This is a genomic window from Methanobrevibacter oralis (genome assembly GCF_001639275.1).
GTDB lineage: Archaea > Methanobacteriota > Methanobacteria > Methanobacteriales > Methanobacteriaceae > Methanocatella > Methanocatella oralis.
Map to the genome: position 1 here is coordinate 94,658 of NZ_LWMU01000059.1, position 26,212 is coordinate 120,869.

General features: G+C 27.1%; 23 protein-coding genes. 20 read left to right on the forward strand and 3 right to left on the reverse strand.

Annotated features, from left to right (window positions below):
* Positions 1–8 precede the first annotated feature (8 nt).
* Positions 9–3,134, reverse strand: coding sequence for a type I restriction endonuclease subunit R (locus MBORA_RS04790; protein WP_042693964.1), 3,126 nt, complete (start codon positions 3,132–3,134; stop codon positions 9–11).
* Between the two features lie 362 nt (positions 3,135–3,496).
* Between MBORA_RS04790 and MBORA_RS04795 the strand changes: the two genes are divergently transcribed.
* The 10 genes from MBORA_RS04795 (at position 3,497) to MBORA_RS10270 (ending at position 13,500) form a co-directional block, all read left to right on the forward strand.
* Positions 3,497–4,372, forward strand: a complete 876-nt coding sequence (locus MBORA_RS04795) for an AbiTii domain-containing protein (RefSeq protein WP_042693962.1) — start codon at positions 3,497–3,499, stop codon at positions 4,370–4,372.
* Positions 4,373–4,523: 151 nt separating this feature from the next.
* The gene (locus MBORA_RS11125; RefSeq protein WP_231475942.1) at positions 4,524–5,009 is read left to right on the forward strand and encodes a hypothetical protein; all 486 of its coding nucleotides are present in this window, start codon (positions 4,524–4,526) and stop codon (positions 5,007–5,009) included.
* Between the two features lies 1 nt (position 5,010).
* Positions 5,011–5,283 carry a hypothetical protein gene (locus MBORA_RS04810; protein ID WP_042693960.1) on the forward strand — a complete coding sequence of 91 codons (273 nt, stop codon included), beginning with the start codon at positions 5,011–5,013 and terminating at the stop codon, positions 5,281–5,283.
* Positions 5,225–5,680, forward strand: coding sequence for a hypothetical protein (locus MBORA_RS11130; RefSeq protein ID WP_231475940.1), 456 nt, complete (start codon positions 5,225–5,227; stop codon positions 5,678–5,680). The genes MBORA_RS04810 and MBORA_RS11130 overlap by 59 nt, the downstream gene beginning before the upstream one ends.
* Before the next feature lie 354 nt (positions 5,681–6,034).
* Complete coding sequence (locus MBORA_RS04830; protein ID WP_231475938.1) at positions 6,035–6,961, forward strand: phage major capsid protein; 927 nt, start codon at positions 6,035–6,037, stop codon at positions 6,959–6,961.
* A gap of 236 nt (positions 6,962–7,197) precedes the next feature.
* Positions 7,198–7,359 (forward strand): hypothetical protein, encoded by a 162-nt coding sequence (locus tag MBORA_RS10815; protein WP_169805464.1) that lies wholly within the window; start codon positions 7,198–7,200, stop codon positions 7,357–7,359.
* Positions 7,360–7,419: 60 nt separating this feature from the next.
* Positions 7,420–7,590 carry a hypothetical protein gene (locus tag MBORA_RS10560; protein ID WP_155930825.1) on the forward strand — a complete coding sequence of 57 codons (171 nt, stop codon included), beginning with the start codon at positions 7,420–7,422 and terminating at the stop codon, positions 7,588–7,590.
* A gap of 209 nt (positions 7,591–7,799) precedes the next feature.
* Entirely contained in the window at positions 7,800–12,470 is a 4,671-nt protein-coding gene (avs4, locus tag MBORA_RS04835; protein WP_042693958.1) for an AVAST type 4 anti-phage nuclease Avs4, read from the forward strand.
* A 219-nt stretch (positions 12,471–12,689) separates the two neighbouring features.
* Positions 12,690–13,067 carry a pseudomurein-binding repeat-containing protein gene (locus tag MBORA_RS10265; protein ID WP_081738391.1) on the forward strand — a complete coding sequence of 126 codons (378 nt, stop codon included), beginning with the start codon at positions 12,690–12,692 and terminating at the stop codon, positions 13,065–13,067.
* Positions 13,068–13,074: 7 nt separating this feature from the next.
* Positions 13,075–13,500, forward strand: coding sequence for a hypothetical protein (locus MBORA_RS10270; RefSeq protein WP_081738390.1), 426 nt, complete (start codon positions 13,075–13,077; stop codon positions 13,498–13,500).
* 427 nt (positions 13,501–13,927) lie between these two features.
* On the opposite strand, the gene MBORA_RS11380 is transcribed toward MBORA_RS10270, so the two are convergent.
* Together MBORA_RS11380 and MBORA_RS04850 are read right to left on the reverse strand one after the other, a co-directional pair.
* On the reverse strand, positions 13,928–14,020 hold the full coding sequence (locus MBORA_RS11380) for a hypothetical protein (RefSeq protein ID WP_331280282.1): 93 nt from the start codon (positions 14,018–14,020) through the stop codon (positions 13,928–13,930).
* Positions 14,021–14,098: 78 nt separating this feature from the next.
* Positions 14,099–14,395 carry a hypothetical protein gene (locus tag MBORA_RS04850; RefSeq protein ID WP_156482696.1) on the reverse strand — a complete coding sequence of 99 codons (297 nt, stop codon included), beginning with the start codon at positions 14,393–14,395 and terminating at the stop codon, positions 14,099–14,101.
* Between the two features lie 1,099 nt (positions 14,396–15,494).
* On the opposite strand from MBORA_RS04850, the gene MBORA_RS04855 reads away from it, so the two are divergent.
* The 10 genes from MBORA_RS04855 (at position 15,495) to MBORA_RS04900 (ending at position 25,995) form a co-directional block, all read left to right on the forward strand.
* Positions 15,495–15,656, forward strand: a complete 162-nt coding sequence (locus MBORA_RS04855) for a hypothetical protein (protein WP_231475935.1) — start codon at positions 15,495–15,497, stop codon at positions 15,654–15,656.
* Positions 15,657–15,916: 260 nt separating this feature from the next.
* Complete coding sequence (locus tag MBORA_RS11320) at positions 15,917–16,051, forward strand: hypothetical protein (RefSeq protein WP_261795627.1); 135 nt, start codon at positions 15,917–15,919, stop codon at positions 16,049–16,051.
* A gap of 113 nt (positions 16,052–16,164) precedes the next feature.
* A complete protein-coding gene (locus MBORA_RS04860) occupies positions 16,165–17,436 on the forward strand; it encodes an ATP-binding protein (RefSeq protein WP_042693955.1) in 1,272 nt (423 codons plus the stop codon).
* 459 nt (positions 17,437–17,895) lie between these two features.
* Entirely contained in the window at positions 17,896–19,098 is a 1,203-nt protein-coding gene (locus tag MBORA_RS04865) for an ATP-binding protein (RefSeq protein WP_231475933.1), read from the forward strand.
* An 869-nt stretch (positions 19,099–19,967) separates the two neighbouring features.
* Positions 19,968–20,210, forward strand: coding sequence for a hypothetical protein (locus tag MBORA_RS04870; RefSeq protein WP_042693954.1), 243 nt, complete (start codon positions 19,968–19,970; stop codon positions 20,208–20,210).
* Positions 20,207–20,629, forward strand: coding sequence for a PIN domain-containing protein (locus MBORA_RS04875; RefSeq protein WP_042693953.1), 423 nt, complete (start codon positions 20,207–20,209; stop codon positions 20,627–20,629). The genes MBORA_RS04870 and MBORA_RS04875 overlap by 4 nt, the downstream gene beginning before the upstream one ends.
* A 995-nt stretch (positions 20,630–21,624) precedes the next feature.
* Positions 21,625–22,860 carry an ATP-binding protein gene (locus MBORA_RS04885; protein WP_042693950.1) on the forward strand — a complete coding sequence of 412 codons (1,236 nt, stop codon included), beginning with the start codon at positions 21,625–21,627 and terminating at the stop codon, positions 22,858–22,860.
* Between the two features lie 643 nt (positions 22,861–23,503).
* Positions 23,504–23,725, forward strand: coding sequence for a hypothetical protein (locus MBORA_RS04890; protein ID WP_042693949.1), 222 nt, complete (start codon positions 23,504–23,506; stop codon positions 23,723–23,725).
* A gap of 1 nt (position 23,726) precedes the next feature.
* On the forward strand, positions 23,727–23,981 hold the full coding sequence (locus tag MBORA_RS04895) for a type II toxin-antitoxin system RelE family toxin (RefSeq protein ID WP_157944457.1): 255 nt from the start codon (positions 23,727–23,729) through the stop codon (positions 23,979–23,981).
* 562 nt (positions 23,982–24,543) lie between these two features.
* Positions 24,544–25,995: an ATP-binding protein gene (locus MBORA_RS04900; protein ID WP_042693945.1), complete on the forward strand. Its 1,452-nt coding sequence runs from the start codon at positions 24,544–24,546 to the stop codon at positions 25,993–25,995.
* The last annotated feature ends 217 nt before the right edge of the window (positions 25,996–26,212 follow it).

Below are 26,212 nucleotides of genomic sequence, written 5' to 3' on the forward strand. Positions count from 1 at the left end.
TTTTCCACCTATATATTCCTTCTAAAATTTTTTGCTTGTTCAAATACTTCATCAAATACTTCATTATTCAATTGTGGGGGATATTTATTTTTACCTAATAATATGATTAAGTCTACCTTAAATTGAGCATTTATATCTTTTCGGATGTCCCAATCAACATACTTAGTAACATCAGATACTAATTGTTTAACTTCTTTTGCTAATTTAATTAATTTTTCTTCAGGATATTCAAAATCATGTTTTTTAGCAATTAAATCTAATATATCATAAAAAGCTTTTTCTTCAAAATCAATGTTTTTTTCTTTATAGGATTTCTTGTCTTTTTCGATATCTTTTATCAAATCTATTAATCCTTCCATTACATCATCAATAACTTCTTCAACTAATTTTTTGTCATCAATACGATTATTATACTCATCAATAAGATTATTTAATCTTTCAGTGAATGATAATGCTTTTATTTTATTTGTTTTACCATACTCATTTAAAGTTTGTTTTAATAATCTTTCTAATATTTTAATACGGGTATTTGGTTGTTTTATTTTCATAATCCTATCTAAATACTCATCAGATAATATATCAATGTCTTGAATGTTACCTTCAATATTAACAACTTCTTCAACACCAGTTGATTCTATGGCTTGTTCCATTAATTGCATTGCAGCCCTATTCATTTGATGAATATCTGGAGCTTCCCCTTTAGTTAATTTAAATAGTACTGCTTTAATGCCAGTGTAAAAATGAATATATTCTCTTTCTTTATTAGTTATATCTTTGTGATTGATACAAAGATTATATGATGATTTTAATCTTTTTACGGATTTCATGAATCGTTTTTCTAATTCTTCTGTAGCTTGTATATATTCTACTGCATTATTTAAACATTCTAGTTTTTCTAATGGAGTTCCTGTGAAGAACATTTTATCATTGAAATTGTGAAACATATTATGTAAAATGTTCAATTCATTTTTAACTATTTTTACAGCTTCTTCGACTTCTTCAAATTCTTCTGAGTCAAAATTTGTATATTTACCTAAAGCTTGATTCATATATTTTTTAATTCCAATGTAATCAACAATCAATCCTTTTTCTTTTCCTTCATATGTTCTATTAACTCTGGATATTGTTTGAATTAAATTATGTTCTTTTATAGGTTTATCTATGAATATTGTATCTAAACAAGGCGCATCAAAACCAGTTAACCATTTATCTCTTACAATTGCTATTTTAAAATTAGATTTTTCATTTTTGAATTGTCTTGCAGCTTCATCACGATCAGCATCATTGCCTAATAATTCATACATTTCTTTATCATCATCTTGGTTTCGTGTCATGACCATTTTGACTTTAGGCATTTTCTTAAGTAATCTTTTTTCATAATCTGTAATTTCTTCATCAGAATAAGCAAGTTCTCCCCATTCTGGTCTTAAATCTAAAATAATCTTATAAAATTTATAAGCTATAGGTCTTGTTGCACATACAAATAATGCCTTACCTTTAACAGTCGCATTTTCCTCAACTCTTGTCTCATATAATTTAATAAAATCTTTAGCTATTTGTCTTAATCTATCTTCATCACCAATTAATGAGTTCATTTTTGCTACTTCTTTTTTACTAGCTTCAATTTGATACTCATTTGCTCCTTCCTCTTCACATTTCTGATAATATTCTTCTATATCATTAACTTTGATTTGATTTAATATAATATCTGCTGCCCTTCCATTATAAATTAGATTAACTGTCACGCCATCTTCTATTGATTCTTTCATAGTGTATTTATCTACAACAGGACCAAATACATCTAAAGTTTTATCAACTGGTGTTCCTGTAAATCCTACATAGGTTGCATTAGGCAGTGAGTCATGTAAAAATTTAGCAAATCCATATTTCTTTTTAACACCTTTATCTGTGATTACTTGTTTTGATTCTAAATTTATTTGGGTTCTATGTGCTTCATCAGAAATGCAAATAATATTACTTCTATCACTTAATAAATCTAAATCTTCTGTGAATTTTTGTATGGTAGTTAAATAAACTGATCCACTTTCATTTTTATATAATTTTTCTTTTAAATCTTCACGAGATTTGATTTTTACAACATTATCGTCTCCAATGAATTTTTTAGAGTTGATAAATAATTCTGATAGTTGTTTGTCAAGATCTGTTCTATCAGTTATTAATAAGATTGTAGGATTTTTTAAATCAATATCTCTCATCAGCAATCTTGTTAAAAAAAGCATTGTTAAACTTTTTCCACATCCTGTTGCTCCAAAATATGTTCCTCCTTTACCATTGCCATGAGGTTTCATATTCCTTTTAATGCTGTCATGTAATTTTGTTGCAGCGAAATATTGTGAATATCTTGAAATCATCTTTGTTTCAATATTTGCTTTATCTGGAAAGTAAACAAAATTTTTGACTATGTCAATGAATCTTTCTTTTTTAAATAGGCCCATTACCATACTGAATGCTGAATCTATTCCATCAACTTCTTCAAAATTATCATCTTGTCTTCTCCAACTATAATAGTAATCATAATCAGCAAATACGGATCCGTATTTATTATTCACTCCATCGCTAATAACAACAAAAGAATTATATTTAAATAAATCCGGAATATCTCTCATGTATCTTATAGTTATTTGTTCATATGCATTGTAAATTGTAGCTTCTTCCCTAATCGCACTTTTAAATTCTAATACAACTAATGGCAAACCATTAACAAAAATAATTCCATCAGGGATGCGGAATTCATATCCTTTAATTTCAACTTGATTTACAAATCTAAAAATATTTGAGTTAATATCATTAATATCAACTAAATCTATCATTAAATCTTTATCATCTGCATTCATTCTTTTAAACAGCATTCCTTCAGTTAGATACTTGTTAAATTTTTTATTTAAATCATATAGTGTATCATCAGAAATATTTTCAATAGTATTTGCAATTAAATTAATTTCTTCATCTGATAACTCCGTATATTTTGATTTGATAAATTTAATTAAATCTTCTTTAATAATAACTTCTTTTATACTTCTTGATTCAATTTCTTCACCAAGATTACAAATATACCCTTCATTTTCAAATAATGTTTTAAATGATTCTTCTAACAAAGATTCATTAAAATACATGAGATATCACCTTATATTAATTATCTTTATTAAACACAAGTTATAATGTTTGCCCTGTAAGAATGTTGTTATGAACTTGTAGAATTACAAGTTGAAGACAATAGTTACTTACATGATTAAATATTACCAGTGATTAAATTGATTGATGAAAAAAATAAGAACTTACGATGAATTTGAATTAACTATTAACATGACTGAAAGGATGGAGATAAGTAATCTATCATTAAGTGAGAGAATAAATAATATATCTTACAAATATTAATTTAATTAAATTATTTAATAAAAATACTTTGAATTGTTTAGTCTATTGAAAATTAATAGATTAGACAATTTTATTTTAAAGATTGATTTTGTGTGATTATATGACAAAGTTAATATCCGATTTGCAAAATGATATAATTAACGGAGAAGATGATTTACAAATCTTACGTAAAGCACTAATCTTATCAAAACAATCAAATTTAGATGATTTTACTATCTTTATTAGCAATGAACTTGATGGTTATGATGAATTTGAAGAACTACCGGATTATAGAATATTCGAATGTACTTTAATGGGAGATACAAAATATGAAAAATATATTCCAACAGTAGTGGATGGGTTGCCTGATGACTCATTACATACAATACATTTATATGAATCAATTCCACAAATAATTGATTTAATTAATTCAAATTATCCTTTTTTCATTAAAACATTAGATTATAGGATACAAAAACCTATTTTAGAAAGTAATAATGAGTTAGTTAACATATATAGGACATGTCCAATGCATAAACTTAAAGCAATAGTCTCTAATGTAAAAAATATTATTTTAGAATGGTGTATAGAATTAGAAAATCAAGATGTATTTACAAATGATGAAAAATTGGATGCAATAAGAAATGATTCTCATGTTATAATTAATCATGTTGATAATTTTAATATTATGGGGGATAATGCTCAGATTACTAATATTATTTCAATAAAAGGAGACATTCAGGATAATTTAAATGGCATATTAGACATACTAAATTCTGAGAATATTGATGAAGACATAAAAATAAATATTCAAAACAATGTTGTTGTGATTAAAGAAGAATTAGAAAAGGAAAACTTTGATTTAAGCAAAATACAATATGCGAGCAATACGATAAAATCTGTTATTAAAGATATTGCAATTTCAGCTACTGCAAATGTATTGACACAACATATTGATCAAATAATTAGTTTAATTACTTCCTTAATACAACTTTAAATATTTTTTCTTATTTTTAAGAATCTTCTATAAATCCATAATGTTAATGTCAACTTTCATTAAATTTTTAAAAAGTAGCCATTATATATAAATATTTATATATTATAAGTAATAAATTACATAATAAAGAATTAATTGGAGGATATATTTAATGGCAGATTCAATTATTTTACTTGAAGAAAGAAAAGAAGTTACAACTTTCTTATTGGATGAAGGTACTATCACTGCAACTACTGTAACAATTCCAACCGGAGAGACTCCAGGATATGAGTATGCTGGAGACAAAGTTAAAGTTGATGATGCCGTAACCTTATCAGATAACTCAGACATTGGAAAACCAACAGTTAAAAAATACACTGCAGCTGAAGGTGAAATCATTTTAGGCATTGCAGTCAACGATCCAGTTACCATGACTGGAGGTAGAAGAAAAACTGCAATACTAGTATTAGGACATTTATTCAGATTAAAATTAGCTAGTGGATTATCAAATATTGCCGTTAATGACAGAATAGCTTTAAGCAGCACTGGAGCCATCAAATCCCAAGACGGCGAATATATCGCAATGCATCCTGTAACCAACTCAAATGATTACAATTACATTGAAGTATTCAGACCATACGATATAGGTGATGCTTAAAATGATTACAAAAGGAAATGATACTAAAGTTCAAAACGAAGTAATAGCTCAAACTATTACTGATGAAACCGCAAAAAGATTAAAGTTAGCTAGATTGTTTCCTAAACAAGAAATCAAAGAGAACTCAGATTATTATACCTACTTCAGACAGAACATTAATCTTGATGAAGCTATCAAAAAAGGTTTGCTTGGAGAAGCTAAAGATATTGCTCCAGGTGCATCTTTGCAAGCCCGCTGGTCGTCAACGAAGCCGACCCCGTATTCAGGAAGCTAAAGATATTGCTCCAGGTGCATCTTTGCAAGAGTTAAACATTAGAAAACCGGTAACAGACACAATTTCTATTGATTCTGTTGGTGGAGTCTTAAATGTTAATAAAGACATTTTTGACAGCGATATTGTTTCATTTGAAGATTTGTTAGGTGATGTAGCTACTGTTATTGCAAATCGTATTGAATATAACATTCACGATACATTATTAAGCTCACCAAATGTTCAAGTATACAATACTACCCAAACTGAAGATACTATGGAAGCATACGGCCAGTTCATCCTTAAAGCACAGGAAGCTTTCAAAGGCAATGCTGATTCAGGAGCAGACTTAACAATAATGGCAGAGTCTTACAAAACATTATCATATGTTAAACAGTTAGCTTACTCATCCAACAAATAGGTTCAGCCTGTAGAAGACATTAAGGAATACTATGGCATTGACAATATCGATTTATTAGGAACAACCCAAGCTGACGGCGGATCATTAATAGGTGAAAAACAATACATCGGTTTCGATTTAAGAAACGCTCCATTAACCGTTCTATACTCCAAAAGTTCAGGAACTACCGTTGCACCAATTACATCTGATGAAAACATTGCAGATTTCTATCCAATCATTGAAATCATGAGAAAAGGCATTTACGATGAGTTACCTCAATATACAAAATTGTTCATCCAAAGTAAAGTCGGAATATTATTAAATAAACCTGGACTTGCTTTGAAAGGTACTTGCAGACCATAGGAGGAAATGTTAATGTTAACCAAAGGAAATGATTCTAAAGTACAAAATGAAGTAATGGCACAGATTGTTGCAGACACTTCAGCAAAATGGATGAAATTCACCAGATTGCTTCCAAAGCAAGAAATTGAAGAAAATAGTCAGTATTACACTTACATGTCTCAAAGAGTCAATATCGAGGAAGCTATTCAATCTGGCGTGCTTGGTGAGGCCAAAGATATTGCTCCTGGCGCAACCCTTCAGGAATTAAACATCAGAAAACCAATCAGTGAAACTATCTCCATTGATACTATTGGTGGGGTATTGAATGTTTCTGCTCAAATGTTGGATTCTAATTTAATCTCCGTTAATGACATGTTACAGGACGTGGGAATTCTTATAGGCAGAAGCATTGAAAGGGCAGCTATTGACATGATAATGAATTCATCCAAAGTAGCTACCTATGACTTTGAATCTGGTGATGATACTGGTATGACCATACTTAAAGCTCAGGAAAAATTCAAAGAATCAGCAGGAAGCTTTACCAACTTAAACTCAATGGCTGTTAGTTATAAATCATTAACAACCTTGAAATCAGATATATTCTCAAGCAACAGACAAGTCGAACCGGTAGAATTAATCAAAAGCTATTACGTTGTAGACAACATTGATATCTTAGGTACTGCTGTCTGTGATGGTGGTTCTGAAATGGGTGACAAAACTTACATCGGTATGAACTACATCAATCCTGGAATGAAATTGTTATACTCAAGGACTACAGGAACAACTGTTGCTCCTTTAGGACCTGACGGCGAGATGTATGATTTCTATCCATTGATTGAATTCATGAGAAAAGACATTCGTGATGGATTGCCAATGTACACAAAGCTATTCATACTTTCAAGCGTATGGGTGTTAATGAACGCACCAAATAGGATTATTAAAGGTGAATTTAGAGCATAGAACCATAATTTAATCTCCTAAATATTTGACCCTTTCGTAAGGAGAGCGTGTAGGGATTAAAGAATATTAAATCTCTAAAAGGATTGGTAGTGAAGTTTTACAATTGCTTTTTCTTCACTAACATCTTCTGCTAAGAGTTTAATAACTCTAAATTCCTTAACAAGCTGGGATTGACCCTCTCCCAACTTCAACTATTTATTTAAGAAATGGCCATATTATATAAATGAGGCTATAAAATGAAATTAATTCTAGATAATGAAAATTCACATTCAACAACAATAACAGTTAAAAGAAAAGAAATAACATTACTGTTAATAGAATCCAGTATCTTAATTGATTCATCACAAATAGCTAAGCTGTTCGACAAGAAAGAAAAGACAGTAGCTACTAAAGTGTAGAAATCCAAATTAGAAAAATACGAAACAGAAAACATTAAACTATTAAAAAATTATGGGTTGATGCATCCAGATGCAGTTAAGCCAAGACCATTCTATGATTTAAGACAAATGTTGGAAGGGCCAGCATATTATTATTTCAAACAGACAGATGAAGTGGATCTTATTGATGTTATTGTTAGAGTAGCTATTGGAAAACACCGTGAATGGATTCATAATAGAAATATTAATTAATAAAAGATTCATGCCTAATTTTATTCAATTCGATAACAAAATCTGTTCGAATAATTTATCAATATATTTTTTTTTCGATTTATAAATATTTATTTTCATTGAATTTAAAAACTTTATTTGAGATTATTAAATTACTCAATGTTGTATTTTAAATAAAATAATTAATATACTATTATTATATTTCCAATTTTTTTTATCAAGGTGGTTTAATGGTTGACTGGGCTCAATTTAATGTAAAAAATGAAGGTAATGAATCTAAAGCTTTTGAAGAAATGATTTATCTTTTATTTTGTGCAAAATATGATAGAAAAGAAGGAATTTTTGGCTATTTTAATCAAAGAGGTATTGAAAAAAGACCCATTAAAGTGAATGATGAATGTATTGGTTTTCAAGCAAAATTTTATAAAACAAAATTGTCAGAACACACACCAGATTTAAAAAAATCAATTAGATGTGCAAAAAGAGATTATCCTAATATTTCTAAAATCGAATTTTATATAAATGTTGAATATGGCCAAGGCCGTAAAAATGGTAGTAATAAACCTCTTGAACAAATTAAAGTAGAAAAATATGCAAATGAAAGAGGTATAAAAATTAAATGGTATTTAAAGGGCCAATTGGATGTGATTTTATTCCAACCTGAAAACCAACGAATTCATGATAAATTTTTTGGTAAGGAAAAATCGTTTTTGGATTATATTGAAGAGTTGATTATTTATTCAAATTCTTTGTTTGATTATATTAAAGATGATATAAATCTTAATGAAGATATAATTAAAATTAGTAGGGATTCATATATAAATGAAATCGATGAAAAAATATCTAAAAATGATTGTTTGTTGATTAATGGAAATCCAGGATGCGGTAAATCTGCTTTAGCAAAAGAATTCTTAAAACAAGAAGATTGTCCTATTTTGATGTTCAAACCAGATGATTTTGATGTAGATCATATCCAATTCTTTTTTAATAGATTTAATTTGTCTTTAAATGACTTTAGGGAGTTTTTTAATGATTATGATGAAAAATTTATTTTAATAGATTCTGCTGAATTAATAGGTACTTTAAAAAATCAGATAGTCATTAATGAGTTTTTAAAATTGATGATTCAAGATTCTTGGAAAATTATTTTCACTTCTAGGATAAATTATTCTAATAGTTTAAAATTGAATCTAAAAGTAAATTTTAACTTTAAAGTAGATGAAATAAATTTAAAAGAATTATCAATAGAAGAGTTAAGTAATTTATTTGAAGAGAATAATTTAAAGTTGCCAGATAATTTTAAATTTAAAAATTCACTTCAAAATTTGTTTTATTTAAATGCATATTTGTCTAATATTGATAATATTGATTTAGATAATGAAAACGAAATTAAAGATGTATTATGGGAGTTGATAATTAAAAAATCACATTATGAATATGGAAATGCGCCTAATAAAAGAGAGGAGTGTTTTCTAAAATTCATTGAAAAAAGATCTATCAATCCTTACTTTAAATTTGACATTGACAGTACTTGTCAAGAAATATTAAATGATTTTCAAAGGGAAGGGATTATTAGTAACATTTCTGATAGGTATCATTTTTGCCATGATATCTATGAAGATTGGGGCATGGATAGAATAATTAATAAAACTTTTAATGAATCTAATGGAAATTATGAGATATTTTTTAAACAAATTAATGATTCGATTAAATTTAAAGTAGGTTATAGAAAATGGTTACTTTATCATTTAAATAATAATTATGAAAGTATTGTTGAATTTTTAGATTTTGTTATTCTGGATGGGCAATGTGAAGAATTATGGATTGATGAAACTATCTTTGCAGTCATGATTTCAAACAAATTTGAATTATTTTTGAAAAAATATAAATTTCAAATAGTAACTGATGACTATATTCTAAAAAGAATATTGTACTGGTTACAAACAATTTTTAGAAAAGAAAGTGATTCTGAATTTTTAAAATTGATAAAAGAACATACTAATAATATTATTTACAAACCTTATGGAGCTTATTGGGAAAAAGTTATTTCATTTTTATATGATAATTTGGAAAAATGGAACAAATCTCAAATCGAAATAATTGTACCTTATTTATTAAACTGGAATCATCATTATTATAAAGGAAATACGACCCAAACATCTTCATTAATCGGATTAAAGTTTTATGAAAATTTGGAAGAAAAGGGATACTACAATGTGGATAAACTTAAAAATGATTGTATTTCTATTATCCTTTTAGGTTCAAAAGAAATAAAAAATGAACTTGAAGATATTTTAAATAATGTAGTATTAAATAATTGGAAAAAAAGTCAAAATCCTTATTATCTGCTGTCAACTCGAATATTAAGTATGGAAAATTATGGGCACATATGCGAAGTTTTACCCAATGAAATATTGAAGTTAGCTCACCTATTTTGGACGGGTAATGATGAATCCAAATATTATTTTTCAGAATATGAAGAAAGTTTTTTAATAGATCAAAATACTACTTCTAGGTATTTTTATGCAAGTCCTTTTGAAACTCCTATCTTATATTTATTAATGTATAATCCCGAAAAAACAGTAGATTTTATAATAAATTTTGTGAATACATCCATTATTCATCATGTTGAAAACTATCCTGCTGAAAAGGATGATTTTTATCGTATCAACGAAATTGAATTAGAAATTGAAGGAATAAAAAATAAACAATACATCTCAAACTCGTTATGGCAATGTTATAGGGGATCTGGTTTTCCAGTAATTCCTACATTGTTAAAAATCATGCATATGGCATTAGAGAAATTTTTGCTTGAAGAATGTGAAAATGATAATTTTGGTGATGTTGAAAAAATATTGAAGAAGGTTTTACTCAAATCAAAGTCAGCTTCATTAACTGCAGTTGTAACCAGTATAGTATTAGCATACCCGGATAATTTTTTTGATATTGCGTTAATTTTATTTAAAACACTTGATTTATTTATGTATGATAATGTTAGATGGAATCAAGAATCTGAAGCTAAATCATTATATACAATTGCACCTATTAATAGAAGGTTTTTAATTCAAGAAAGACTGGATACATGCAATCAAGAATTTAGAAAAATGAATTTGGAAGGATTGATTATTAATTATCAATATTTTAGAAATGAGAATATTCCTGAAGAAATTTCAAAATGTAGGGTGGAATCTATACAAAAATTACTTGATATGTATATGGAGAATTTAAATTCTGAAAATATAACCCAAGAAACTATTTTAAATTATAGAAGATTATTGTCTAGAATCGATCGAAGAAATCTTAAACCAATAGTACAAGAAACTGATGAAGGAGTTCAAATAGCATTTGAGAATGTTAATGATGATGATTTAAAAGAAGATTCAGAAAATTTTTTCAAGGAATTAAATGATATTTTTAAGTATGTTGATTTAAGCAAATGGGCGGATGCAAAAATAGAAAATAAACCTGTTCCTAAAAATCTTTTAAAATATGACAAAGATATTAATAATGTTTTAAATGAATTGAATCAATTTATAATTGATTTAAATGAAAATAATTTAAAATTGAATATTTATGCGGATAATCTTCCAGTAAGGGTTTCATTTTGTTTGTTGAAATTTTATTCTGATTCTCTAAAAGATGATGATAAAGATTTATGCAAAAATATAATAATAGAAAATATTTGTGTTCCATTATTTTACGAAAATTATTTTTACCAAACTTCAGATAGATTAGATATTGGAGTTAGCACATTATTTTATTTATTTTATTTATTCCCTGAGGATAGATTAGATTTAATGGTTATTTTGTTGTTGATTTTATTCAATGATGCGAAAATTGATGCAACTAATTATTTTTCATCTTTTTCAATTATTGCTTTGAGAAAATTATATATTCAACACCCAAATTATGTTAACAATATTTTATGTTGTTATTCTAAGTTTAAACAAGATTTTGATGATATTTATGGTAAAATTATAAAGGAAAATAGAAATTCAAATATAAATAACCTTTTTGCTTGGGCTGTAGAAAAATTTTTAGATAAATATAAGACGGAATTGGAACACATCACTGATTATAATGAATTTAATTTCGAAAGTTTAAATTTAATTTCAGCAAATGTAATTTTTCAAACAATTCCTGAAAACTCAAATGATGAATTGCATTTGGAGTTGTTTAAGTTTGTTTTCCAACTTTTTGCAAATGATTTGTTTGATAATGATTCTCAGTTAAATAGTTCTAAATACTATTTTGTTAGGTATGTCTTTTTAATGAGATTCTGCAATGTAACCTTAATGAATAAATCGAATTTGAAAGAATATATTTCGCTTTTTTTAAATCAGTTTAGAATAAGTGAAGGCGCATATGAATTGTTTAATGCATTTGTCAATGTTGTTAGAAATGAGGTTATTGTTGAATTCTGGGATATTTGGTGGATATTTTTAGAAAAGATATTAAAAAATCATGAGAATATAGGAAAATATTATTTAGAAAAAGTATTAACTAAATTTGTCATAAATTATCAATTAGAAAATGATTTTGATTTGAGTGAAGATATTATTGAGATAGAAAAACAATTTTACAGAAGAGTTTGTAATGAACTTGGAAAATATGAGTTTATTTTAAATTCGATTTCAAAGATAGTAATTAAAAATAAGTTCATTTTATCTGGTTTAACTTGGATAATAATCATATTAGGTAAAAATGATTTTAATGATATAGAAAAAGGAACTATTAGTAACTTAGACCATTTTGTTAAAAAATATGTTAGTTTAAATTCAGAAAATATAATGAAAGATATTAAAATTCAGAATGATCTTTCGTTAATTTTAGATTTTTTAATTAAAAATGGTTCCAATGATGCATTTAGGTTAAATGAATGGGTGGCATCATTAAAATAATTAAGTTTGACAAATTTTATTTTTTAATCTATAATTTTCTTGTTTCTAAAACATGTAATAGATAATATTCATTTACATCAGCTGCATGTCTGTAAAATGGCATATTAACTTAAGATTGGTTTCATAATTACAAAATTTTTCAGTTGATGATGTTGCAATAAATATAATTGCCATGATATATAAAAAATATAATAAATAAGATAATATAAATTATAATATATGTCAGAAGATTATATTAGTTGGACAAGTTTTTGCCAAGCTATGAACTCCATAGCATACTGGCTACTCCAAAACAAAAAGAATTATAAGAAACGTGACCATTACCAGATATTAACATTAAAAGGTAATTGTAACGATATAGAAAAGAAAGCAAAGAAATTAGGAAACGATAAACTAGTGTCAATGTATACAATTGCCTTAATTAAAGATAATATCTCTTTAAATTTCTTTCCAAACTATGTAACACTAAAGAATGGTGAACAAATTGACAAGGCAGAATATGTTGACATGGCCATAAGAGTTGAAGCATACATCAGGGCAAACGGAAGGCTACCTACAATAGTCTACAGGAAATCAACATTGCCGGACCTACAATGACTCAACAATGAAGCTATTTATAAAAACATTTAATTTCAAAGGAAATACAATCGATGAGGCTTTAGCTATCATATCCAAAGTAAAATTGTACTTGAAATACTTTGATTCACAAAAAACAGACAAGAAAACAATAACTGATGCCAAAGCAGGTAAAGGTTCCAATTGTGTTGACTGGGGACAGGTATATTACAGAATAGCTAAAAGCTTAGGTTATGATGTGCAGTTTGTTCATATTAAATGTCGTGTTAGTGGTACTGGCCATATCAGATTAAGGTTAAGGCATAAAAAACATACATCAGGAAACTGGATTAATAGAGATCCTGCAGCTGTAGCAGATACAACTTCCGGAAATGTACGATCTATTTGGTGTGAAGATGGAAACGTTATAGCATATGATCCAAGCTGGATTTTCACAGATTTGTATTCTAGTTAACAATTTTGTTAACTCTTTTTTCTTTTTTTAACATTAACATCGACAATTGCTTATTCAAAACTTACATTTAAAAACATTGCTGTCAAGCTAATGGTTTTTTAATTTTTTTAAAAACTATCTTGTATGTTTGATTTGCATTTTTTATGATAAAAATTCTTTTTATCTCTTTCTTCGTTTGTTGGTGGTTTAGTTTTTGTGTAAACCAAATCTTTTTTGGCCATGTCAATTATTTCTTTAACTATTATTTGTATTTCTTCTTGGTTGTCTGTTAGTAGTCTGGGTAGTTCTTCTTTTATGTTTCCAATTAATGTGTTGATGTTGGTTTTGTATATGTATTTGTATTTTGTTGTTTCTTTAGGTTTTCTTGTTATTTGTTCTTCTGCGTCGTGTTTGAGTCCTATTAGTATGTTGAATAGGTATGTGTGGCTTATAGAAGTCCTTGTTCTATTATTATTTTCTTTTTTCCTGTGAATTTTTCGATTTTTAATTTGTTTTTTAATCTGTCGTAATTTGTTTCTATTGTCCATCTATCGCCGTATAGTTGCTTTAATTCTTCATGGTGTTGCTATTTCTTTTGGGATATTGGTAAAATAGTATTTTATGTTTTTCCATTTTTTAGTTTTACTTTTACAATTCTTACTTTTATATTTGCTTTTAATCTTGCCATTTCTTTTAGTTCTTCGTTTTTGAAATTTCTACGTTTTAATGAATCTAGACTAATGAAGAAATGTTTTATCTGTTTTTTTATGTTTTTCCATTTTTTGTTGTTTCTTTTTAAATGTTGGATGTTTTTCCACGTATTATGTAGAATGAATTTAATAATATCGGTTTTAAACATTAATTCTACGGAATTATATCCTCTATCGTATAGTGTTATTGTTTTTGTTAAGTCCAATTTGTTTTTTGCATCATCTAAATGATATTAATGCATTTGTTATTTCATCTACATTCTTCGATGTTAAATTTGAGGATATTATGAAGTCCCAATGAGCATCTAACCCCGTGCATGAAATTCTAGCTACAGAAGTATCTTTGTATGTTTGAGTTTTTTCAGGTATTCCAAAATCATCTCTATGTTAATTTCGTATTTGGTATTTCAATAATCGATGAATCAATTGCACATTACGTGCAATCCTTTAAATGAAGGCATTTCATCTAATTTTGATCATAAATACTCGAAACTAAATCATCATTCATGTCAATATAAACTTGTGGATCTATGAATTGCCTTTTTTCCGAAACCTGCTTGTTTACTAATTCTAACACCCCTATCTTTTGTTTCCGTTCTTAAAAAACGATTTTATACTCCAAAGAAGTCGTTTTTTTTATGATTACATAAAGGAAATTTAATCACTGAAGATAAACTTAATTTTCCTTTCCGAGTAAATTGCAACATCCACTTAATAAATATTTTCTGTTTACAAAATTATTAAAATTTCCTAATTTTCCACAAACTAAATTTTCAAAAACCATGACAGAACAACCCTTTAATTCAACTATAATCAGTTAAAATAAACTAATATTGTTAAATAAATATTTATAATTACTAATTAATAAAACTAACTATTAAAAATACTTAAAATTAGATATAAGTAAATTAAAAATTTATATAAAAGAAACAAAAATATTAAACAAAAAATTTAAATAAAACAAGGCAAAAATTAAAAAAAATAAGATATTGAAAAACTTAGCTTGACAGCAATGTTTAAAAACAGTTTCATATATATATCCGGATTTAAAATAAGATTTGATTTTCAAAACCTCTTCCGTTAATGTTAATGTGGATTCATTAAATTAAAAGTAATAAAGTAGCTATTGATAATGTTGGCCATATCTTCGAGAAAACATAATGTTGAAAACGTTGGAGTTTTCGGATAAACTTCATGACCTGAAACATATGAAAAATTTATATAAAATAAATAATAAAATATTATATTAATCATTATATACAGGTTGTATTAGTTATGGCCAACGTTAATAATACATCATCCTATATGGATGAAGATAAAAAGCAAATTATAAAAGAGTCCAATTATACCTATAGAGATGCTCTTGAAGTTTCAGCATATCTTATAGAAGTAGGAAAGTTCGAAAGGTTCTACAAGGAAATGCAGATTCATGACCTTCAAAAGGAACTTGACAAAATGGAAGAATAAAAACTTTAAAATATATATCTCCTGTATAAGCTCTTATAGAAAAACTATTTTAATTGTCAAAGGTAATAATAATTTTATTATTACTTTTATATTTTTTTCATAATATAATTTTATATATAATATATAATAAAATAATATATTATGTTACCTGAAAAAACCAACATCAGCGCAAGAGTTGAAATAACTCTCAAAAAAATAGTAGAAGAATCAACCTTCACACAAAAGGATGCATATGAGCTTGGAGCCATACAGACAGCAATATGAAGCTAGTTAAAAGGAATCAAAAATTCCATAATCCTAATTCTCCACTTTTAATTGGGGAAGTTAAAGATAGTGATGTTGTAAAGGAAGTCAATGAGCCTAGCTATATTGATACACAACAAAAATTAATTTGATTTTTTGCAAAGTTGCCCAATAATTTAATGCAAAGTAGTCATGTAATTTTATGCAAAGTTGCCTAATAGTTTATATGTGATAAAAATTAATATATAAATACAGGTGTGTTCTTATGGCTTTTAAATATAAGCCTAGACTTATTGACAGTGAAATTGATGAATACTTGGAAATGATTGGTGCAATTCTTATTGAGGGTCCAAAATGGTGTGGCAAGACAACAACAGCAGAACAGCATGCAAAAAGCAGTATTAAATTACAAGATACTGATCAGTCAGAAAACTATTTGAGATGGGCTAAAGTTCAGCCATCCATACTTCTTGAAGGTGAAAAACCAAGACTTATTGATGAATGGCAGATGGCGCCGATTCTATGGGATGCAGTGAGAAATAGTGTTGATGAACTTCACGAAGACGGTTTGTATATTCTAACAGGTTCAACCACTATCGATGAGGTGGAAGTGATGCATACAGGAACAGGTAGAATCCATAGGATTTTCATGAGAACAATGAGTCTTTTTGAAAGCGGTGAATCTAACGGTAAAATTTCAATTCTAGACCTGTTTGAAAACCCAGATATGAACATTGATGGTATTGATTCTAGTTTAAGTGTTAAAGATTTGATATTTGCTGCTTGTAGAGGGGGTTGGCCTGAAAGTCTAAATAAAAAATCCGAAAAGGCACAATTGTTTGTTGCAAAATCATATGTGAAAAATATTTGTGAGATTAATGTATCTTCTTTTGATGATGTCAAACGTGACCCTCAAAAAGTAAGGAACATATTAAAATCATATTCCCGAAATATTTCTACTTTAGCATCAAACTCAACAATTCTAGCAGATATTAACGCTGAGTTTCAAAATATTAGTAAAAACACTTATTATAATTATATTAATGCCTTAAAAAGATTATTTGTCATAGAAGAGGTTCCAGCATGGTCACCAAATATTCGTTCCAAAAGTTCCATTAGATCAACTCCTAAAAAGGAATTAATTGATCCATCAATTGCAGTTGCGGCATTGGGTTTGTCTCCACAAAGTTTAATGGATGATTTAAAAACATTTGGTTTTATTTTTGAAACATTATGCATCCGAGATTTAAGAGTTTATACAAGTAAAAAGTTGGGGGAAATTTCTTATTATAGGGATAGAAATGGTCTGGAAGCTGATTGTGTAATACATTTAGAGAATGGTGATTATGCATTAATTGAATTTAAATTAGGTAATGATGAAATAAAAAAAGGAGCTAAAAATCTATTAAAATTAAAGAATTTGCTAAGGGAGAAAAATTTCAATGAACCTAAATTTTTAGCAGTTATTACTGGAGGTAAATTTGCCTATACAACAGAAGATGATGTAAAAGTAATTCCAATAGGATGTTTACGTTGATTTCACTAAAAAGTAGCGGATAATTTCGCTGCTTTTTAATCATTTTTGTTCTTAATATATGAAACAAGATTCGTATTTGTAGTAGATAATATCCATACTATTATGCAAACGCAATATGAATCTGGTCAAAAGGAATCAGAAATTGCATAATTCCAATTCTCCGCTTTTAATTGGTAAGGTTAATTATGGTGATTCTGTAAGGGAAGTTGATGAGCCTAGCTATATCAATTATCAACAAAAATTAGTTTAATTCTATTTTTACCAATAATTTTATTGGGGAATATTTAATTAAATAAAATTTGTATATTATTAATTTTCATTTGCATGAAATCTATTTTCAATATTCATTATACTTTTCATTTAATTGAAAATAATATTAATTTTATTATTTACTTTTCAGTATACTGAAAACTTTATATTGTAGTTTTGATAATAAATATTATAAAAAAAGGTGATTTTATGATTATTGAAAGAAAAGAGTATATTGATAAAATATCTCCTTTTATAAATAAACATATAATTAAAGTTTTAATAGGACCAAGACGTTCTGGAAAGTCAACAATATTAAAACAGATTATAGATTCATTAATAAATGAAGGAATTCCAAAGAATAATATTGTTTGGATGAACTTTGAGTTAAGTGATTTTTTTGAAATAGACAATATCGAAAAGCTTGAAGTGTTTATATCTAATAAAACCGAAAATGTTGATGGTAAAATCTATCTGTTTTTTGATGAAATACAAATAATTCCCCAATGGGAAAAACTAATCAATTCCTATTTTGCAAAAGAAAAATATGATATTTATATAACTGGATCAAACTCAAAATTATTGTCTGGGGAATTTGCCACATATTTGTCTGGTCGATATGTTGAAATAAACATTTATCCTTTTTCTTTTAGAGAATATCTTGAATACTATAAAATTACACATGACTTTAAAACTCATTTTTACAGATACCTGGAAGATGGGGGAATGCCTTCAACATTCGATTACATGGGAAATAATAAAAAATTAGTTTTAATGGATTTATACAACTCCATTGTCCTTAAGGATATAATTCAGAGAAACAACGTCAAAAATGTTGATTTGTTGGATAGGATAATGCGATTTGTAATGTATAATATTGGCCAAGCCTTTTCTGCAAATAAAATCCATAAAAGATTAAAGCAGGATATGGTAAGTTTATCTGTAAATACAATTTACAATTATCTGAATTTCTTTGAAAATGCCTGCCTGATATATCAGGTTAGACGTGAAGATTTAAAAGGCAAAAAAATTTTAAAATATGATGAAAAGTATTATTTATGCGATTTAGGTTTTAGACAAGCAATAATCGGAAATAATCAGAGAGATATCACTCGTGTGATTGAAAATATCGTTTATTTGGAACTTTTGAGAAGAGGTTATGAAATTACAATTGGTAAAGTTGATAACCTGGAAGTTGATTTTGTCTGCAAAAAGCAAAATAAGCCAATTTATATTCAGGTTTCTTATTTATTGTCGAGTGAAGAAACAATTGAAAGGGAACTTAAACCATTAATGAATATTTCTGATAATTATCCGAAATATGTTATAACTATGGATGAGGTTAATATGTCCCATGATGGAATCGAACATTTGAATTTGATTGATTTTTTAATTGATAATAATATAATTTAATGTTTTTTCTGTATGTATTTGTCAGTTTCAGTGGTACAATGTGAATTTCGGCATGGGTTGGTCAAGAGGAATCATAAATTGCATAATCTCGATTCTCCACTTTTAATTGGTGATACTGTAAAAGAAGTTAGCTAACCTATCTACATTGATACACAAACTAAATTGCTTTAATTTTTAGATTTTTTAGTTTTATGAAAATTGGACAGCTGATTTTGTATAAAGTTGCCAAATTTATTTATTTAACTATTTTGTCTTTTCAATTATCAAATATCAATTGATGTTAATTATTTTTGAGATTCAGGAATTGTTTCGGCTATTTATATAGTTGATAATATGTTAATCAAATAAATGCTAAACATTTTTTCATAAATTTAAATTTATTGGCATCATATTTGGTAAGTATTTGGCATTTTCTATATTGTAATGCAAACAACAACATGAAACTGGTTAAAAAAATCAGAAATTCCATAATCTTGATTCTCATTTTATTATTTGAGATGTTAAAGAAGCAGAAGTTGTAAAAGAATTTTTAGAGTCTAACTATATTGATGCACAACAAAAATTGATTTAAATTTTATTTTTTAGGCGGTTAATATAATCATTTTTTGTTATTTAACTCAGAGTATATAATATTATTTTTGGTTTATGAGATTGTATTCATTCTTTAAACTTAATTATAATTCATTTTAAAGCTTTAAATGGAATAATAAATAATTTTAAATACTCAATAATTTATAGTTTTGCACTGTCTTTTTAAATTATAGGTTAACATATTACTTAAATAAAATTAGTATAATTAAAATTTCAGATAATTTTATATTCTCTGAAAATACATGTTTAATCAACTAGAATAAAGGAGTCTGAAAATCATGGATAATATACTAGCTACAACAACATTATATAAAAACTATCAATTGGCCATACCAAAAGTTATTCGCAACCAATTTAAAGAATTGAACAGTACTGATGCAGTTATTGATTGGTCCATCAATGAAAACAATGAAATCGTAATAAAACCAAGAAAAAGGGTAAGTTTAGAAGATGTAATAGGAATAATTGAAGATGATGATCCAAGAAACGCAGTTGAACTAAAAAGGAGCTTGTACAAATGAGCAAACTGTTAATCGATTCATCATTTATCATTGCATTGTTTAGAAGAAATGATGGGCTTCACCAAAAGGCAATTGAAAACAAGGACATACTAAATAACCATGAATGCTACATTACTGACGGGATATTGGCTGAAGTAATAACAATTATTGGGCAAAAAACTAAAGATATTGTATTGGTTAGAATAATTTACAATTATCTAAAGGACAATTTCACCATTCTTCATGAAAGTGAAATCAACATGTACAATGACAATGTATTTACTATTTTTGAAAAATACAACAAAAATAAATTTAAATTAGGTTTTATAGATTGCTCACAAGTCATAATATTTAATCATTATAATTTGGATTATGTAGTCAATTTGGATAAAGGATTTAGACTTTTTGAAGAAATAGAATTAAAAGATTTAAGTGAATAGGAGTGTACATATGAATTGGTATAAATAAGGCATATACTTGAGGTAGTTGAAAAAATATAAAAATTTTTACACATAATGTTATTTTTGCTGGACATTTTACTTCTGAGTATTATATATTATAAAAAATAATGTCTCTTTCAAAAACTTGTGTGATTTGAATTTTGTACTGTTTTTGTGACATGAACTTTTTTTCGTTTTATTTTTTCTTATTTTCCTAATTAAAAATGGTAAAATTAATATATTAAGTGAAAATAACATATTAGTATGTTAATTAAAAAATAAAAGCTCCATGTTATAGTATGGGATCAAAAAAATATTAAACTTTTCGATTTTGTACTAGTGTTTTTTCTTAATTCCATCAATTTGATGAGTTAACACGTGTTAAATGCGAAAATATTAATAATAATCTTATTTGACTTGAAAATAAAGGTGATATTTATTTTAAGAATAAAATTACTATTTGTCTAAGTTGTAAGTCTAAAAATATTGTTAAAAATAGTATTTATAAACGTGAACTTATTTTTTTAAGGATTGGAAAGAAACATGTTTGATTCAGGAAGTATAAATGTAAAAAAATTCGGTAACCTTGTTTTATACAGATTTATCATCACTTATTTTACTCAAATTCCAAATAGTGTAATGTCTGTTATCAACTGTATTAGAAATTTATATGGGATTTATGGGAGAAAACTTCATAAAAATCGAAAACATATTCCAAAAAACATTTCCAAAACACATAAAAAAGACAATAAGAACTCCAAAATGATTTTTAAATAGATTCATGCTAAAACTAAAATCATTGGAACATAGAATTAAAAAGAAAAAATCACACAAGTTTTTGAAAGAGTATCGTCAATTAGTGGGGAAAGTATTATATATTGATTTTGACATAATGATAATTAAGAAATTTTTCTTTTATAGGTAGAATTTTTTATATTTTTTAAAAATTTTTCTTTTACAGGATGAATTATTTTAAATATGGGTGGGTTGATATTATGGCAGATAAATTAATCAAACGAGATTCTTATGTTAATAAATTAAAGGATTATGTTAACTCAGATTTTGTTAAGGTATATATTGGAATTAGAAGATCAGGAAAAACTAGCTTAATGCATAATATCATTGATGAACTCAAATCAATGGGAGTAAAAGATGAAAATATAATATTCTTTTCTTTCGAATCACGTGAATATGCATACATTGACAATTCACAGCAGTTGGATGAAATAGTTTTTAATAAAACAAAAAACCTTGAAGGAAAAGTATATCTGTTTTTTGATGAAATTCAACAGGTAAAAGGGTGGGAAAAATCTATCAACAGCTTCAGAGTTTCTATTGATTCAGACATATACATCACAGGTTCAAATTCAAAATTGCTGTCTGGTGAGCTGGCAACACTGCTAACAGGAAGATATCTCACGATTAATGTTTACCCGTTTTCATTTAAAGAGTTTTTAAAATACAAAAACGAAATCGAAGGTGTTGAACTAACAAGCGATTCAATTATTAAACTGTATGGTGAATACTTTAACTTCGGAGGTATGCCAGGTATTCTCTCATTAGGCAGTGATGAATTTAAAAGATTAGCTCTGAGAGATATTTTCAACTCAATATTGTTTGAAGATGTAGTTTCCCGATTCAATATAAATAACATTGATTTGCTTCAAAGGTTTACCCGATATATGATTAGCAGCACTGGAGAAACATTTTCATCCAAAAGCATAAAGAACTATTTGAAAAGCAACAACATCTACACCTCCCAAGATACACTACTTAAATATAATGAATACTTAAATCATTCATTTTTCATTTCAAAATGCAAATTCTTTGAATTAAAAGGAAGAAGTGAAATGAAAATACTTGGCAAATACTATTTGACAGATCATGGATTTCATCATGCACTAATCGAAAACAACATATTAAAGGTAACTAAAATCCTAGAAAACATTGTTTATGTGGAATTGCTTCGAAGAGGATATAAAGTAAATGTTGGCAGAAGTAAGGACAATACGGAAGTGGATTTTGTATGTGAAAAATCAGGCCAGTATAAATATGTCCAGGTTTCCTATAGGCTAACAAGTGAAGAAACATTAAATCGTGAAATCACACCATTATTAAAAATACCTGATAAATATGATTCAATAATAATAACAACTGAAAATCATGACTTTTCAAAAAAGGGTGTTAGACATTTAAACATAATAGATTTCCTATATGGAGATGATTTATAAATTAGATAAGTGGATTGAATTAAATGAGGAAAATTTATTTTTTGCAAGGGCATTGATAAGTAATTTTTTTCCATAGTTATCGGACAAATTTCACTATACGTAGTGGATAATTTTGTTATTATTATGCAAATTACAGCTTGAAACTTGTTAAAAGGAATCAAAAGTTGTATCATCATGATTGTCCAGTACTGATTGGCAATATTAAGATAGTAATGTTGTTAAGGAAGTTTCAAAACTAGATATATTGATGTTCATCAATAATTATTTTAATTATTTTGCATAGATTTAGTCAGTTAACTTATAAGATAGAGTTCGTCCATTAATTCAATTTTTTTTGATTTGGCTTTTATTAAAATGTTTTACTTTTAGAATGAGGGCAGTGTGGTTTCAAGAGTTATTTTTGCTTAAATTAGGGTTTATTTTATGTTTTTTGTTTGGAGGTGTGTTTTGTATTGTTGTTTTTTTTGTTTAAATGAGTATTGTATTTAGTTTTTCGTGTATTTTTTTCATGTTATGGAAGTTTTATTTAACTTCCAATTTATTTTCTTTTTGAATTTCAATTAATCTTGTTGATAGTGTATATGTAGTATACTATGTTAACTTTATATTCATCAAAGAACAAACATATAATTGGTGATATAATATGGAAACAAAAGCTATTAGAGTCAGTTCATTGAATCATGAAAGATTAGCAGACATTGGTCATAAGAATGATTCCTTTAATGACATTATTTCTAAAGTATTGGATGATTATGAAGAGTATCAAAAAATCAAAGACTTAATCGAAGCAGACAAAGAATTTGAAAAAGGAAAAGGAGTTCACTTTTCTTCATTAGATGAACTTGATGCATATCTAAATGATTAATATGGAACTTGAATTTAAGCATTCTGCTTTAAAACAATTGAAAAGTTATAAAAAGAAAAATCCAATAGCATATAAAATAATCCGTGAACAATTAGGTGAAGTAGTAAAAAATCCCGAGGATATTCGTTATAAAAAAGTAAAACGTTATCCTAAGTATAAAAGAGCTAGAAAAGGAAATTATAGGATTTGTTTTAAAGTAGTTGATAATTGCATTTATATTGGACGTATTGAAAATAGGTCCAAAGCATATAATTAAATTTATTCATTTTAATTCTGGAATGTTGGCAGATATTATTTGATTTTGAACATTTTTTCATTTTATTCATTTTGATTTTTAATCCTAATTACTTAATTTGGTGATATGAATTGTATTGTATTATCTTTAATGATATTAAATAATTTTATTAGGGTGTATGGCGCTATAACTGTGAACATTAGGTTTTGTACTCTCTTTAAACTATATTATTTGTATGTATGGAAACATCTTTTTATAATTCATCTAGAAACAAAATAATCTAATAGCAAAAAGAGGAGTGTCATAGTAAAATACCTGAATCCTTTATTTTGCTTAAAAGGTGAAAAAATAGCTATTGTTGAAAATGAAGTGGGAAATGAATCTTAATTCCTATTATGTGCTATAAATAACTTTTTCAAAATAGAAATAAGCCATCTTTATTTTTTCACAATATTCCGTTTAACTCCATTCTATTCTATCTCTTTTTTATAGGCTTGGTCATTTATCTGACCACACATTTATATATTATGAAGTCAGATATTTAACCAATAAATAAAATATTTTTTCAGTGATGTGGTTTTATATGTATGAAAAAGAAGAAATTATTGAGGATTACATTAGAGAAGAATTATATGATGTTCCTAACATTTTAAATAATGAACTGTCCTTAAATGGTATGAATTTTCAGTTAAGAAAGGAATTTGATTTTATTAAAGGTCATGTTGATGAATTTTTAGAAAAAACAACCAATAACCGGTATTTTGCACTTCCAGGTTTGAGAGGTGTAGGTAAAACAACACTATTGTATCAGACATATGAATATTTGTATAAATCCAAAAACATCAGTCCTAACCAAATATTATTCATATCATGTGAAAACCTCAATGATATTGTTGATTTTAAGATCATTGATGTAGTTAAACAATTCCTGAGTACTTATCACAACACTACTTTAAGACGATTGGACAAGAAGATCTTCTTGCTTATTGACGAGTCACAGTATGACAGGAATTGGGCGTTGTCAGGTAAGCTAATATTTGATAAGACCAAAAACATCTTCATGATTTTTACAGGCTCATCAGCATTGAACCTTGAATATGATGCAAACTCAGCTAGGCGGCTACTTAAACAAAATATAACTCCACTGAACTATAATCAGCATCTGAAATTGAAATACAACTATAATGCAGCTGACATTTCAACATCTCTTAAAAAGTTAATTTTCAGGGGTGATGCTGGCGATGCAATCACAAAAGAACAGGTCATTAATCAGGATTTGATTAATTTGGAAAATTACTCTACAACTGATTGGGATGAATACTTAAAGTATGGTGGATTTCCAACAGCACTCTTTGAAGACAACAATAACATCATCTGTAAGAATATAACAGACATGATTAAAAAGGTTATTTCACATGATATGGGAACTATTTCATCCATAACTTCAGATAGCCAGACACATGCCAATCGTTTAGTGAGGTTTTTGGCTCTTCAAAAACCGGGAGACATTTCACAGGAAAAAATGGGGTCATATCTTGGAACATCCAAAGGCAACATCAGAAACATTTTGGATATATTGGAAAAGACCCAATTGATATTTCACTGTGAACCTCATATTGCATCTGCTAAAAGGTCAATAAAATCATGGGAGTATTTCTTTGCAACATCAAGTATCAAACATATCTTAACATCATCCATCGGCAACCTGAATTCCAATAAGAAGGCGTATCTTGGAGTTTTGCTTGAAAATCTTGTTGCATCAACATTATTCTATTTAAGCCATGAGGATGGAAACTATTTTAAATTGTATTATGATCCTGAAACTGATGGAAATGTTGACTTTATCATACAAAGGGAATTTCAATTTCCTATTCCGATAGAAGTGGGCATGGGCAAAAAAACCAAAAAGCAAATTTCTTCTGCTATTGAACGTTATGGTGCTGATTGGGGTATTATAATATCAAATACAACTAACAGTATTGAGAAAGAGGATAATATTATCTATTTGCCTCCTAGAACATTTTCATTTTTATAGTTTATATTTTTTTCAGCCTTAAGCGTGTTGGCAAATTATTATTGAGTTTTAATTTTTGTCCATTTTATTTTCTATTATTTTTTAAATTTTTATAGTTTTTCTCGAAAAGTTTATACCATATAAATTACAAATTAATATTCATGGTAAAAAATAGCAAAAAAATTGAAGGACATCTTGAATTGGATGAAATTAAAGAGGTTATGAAAGAATATAAAGA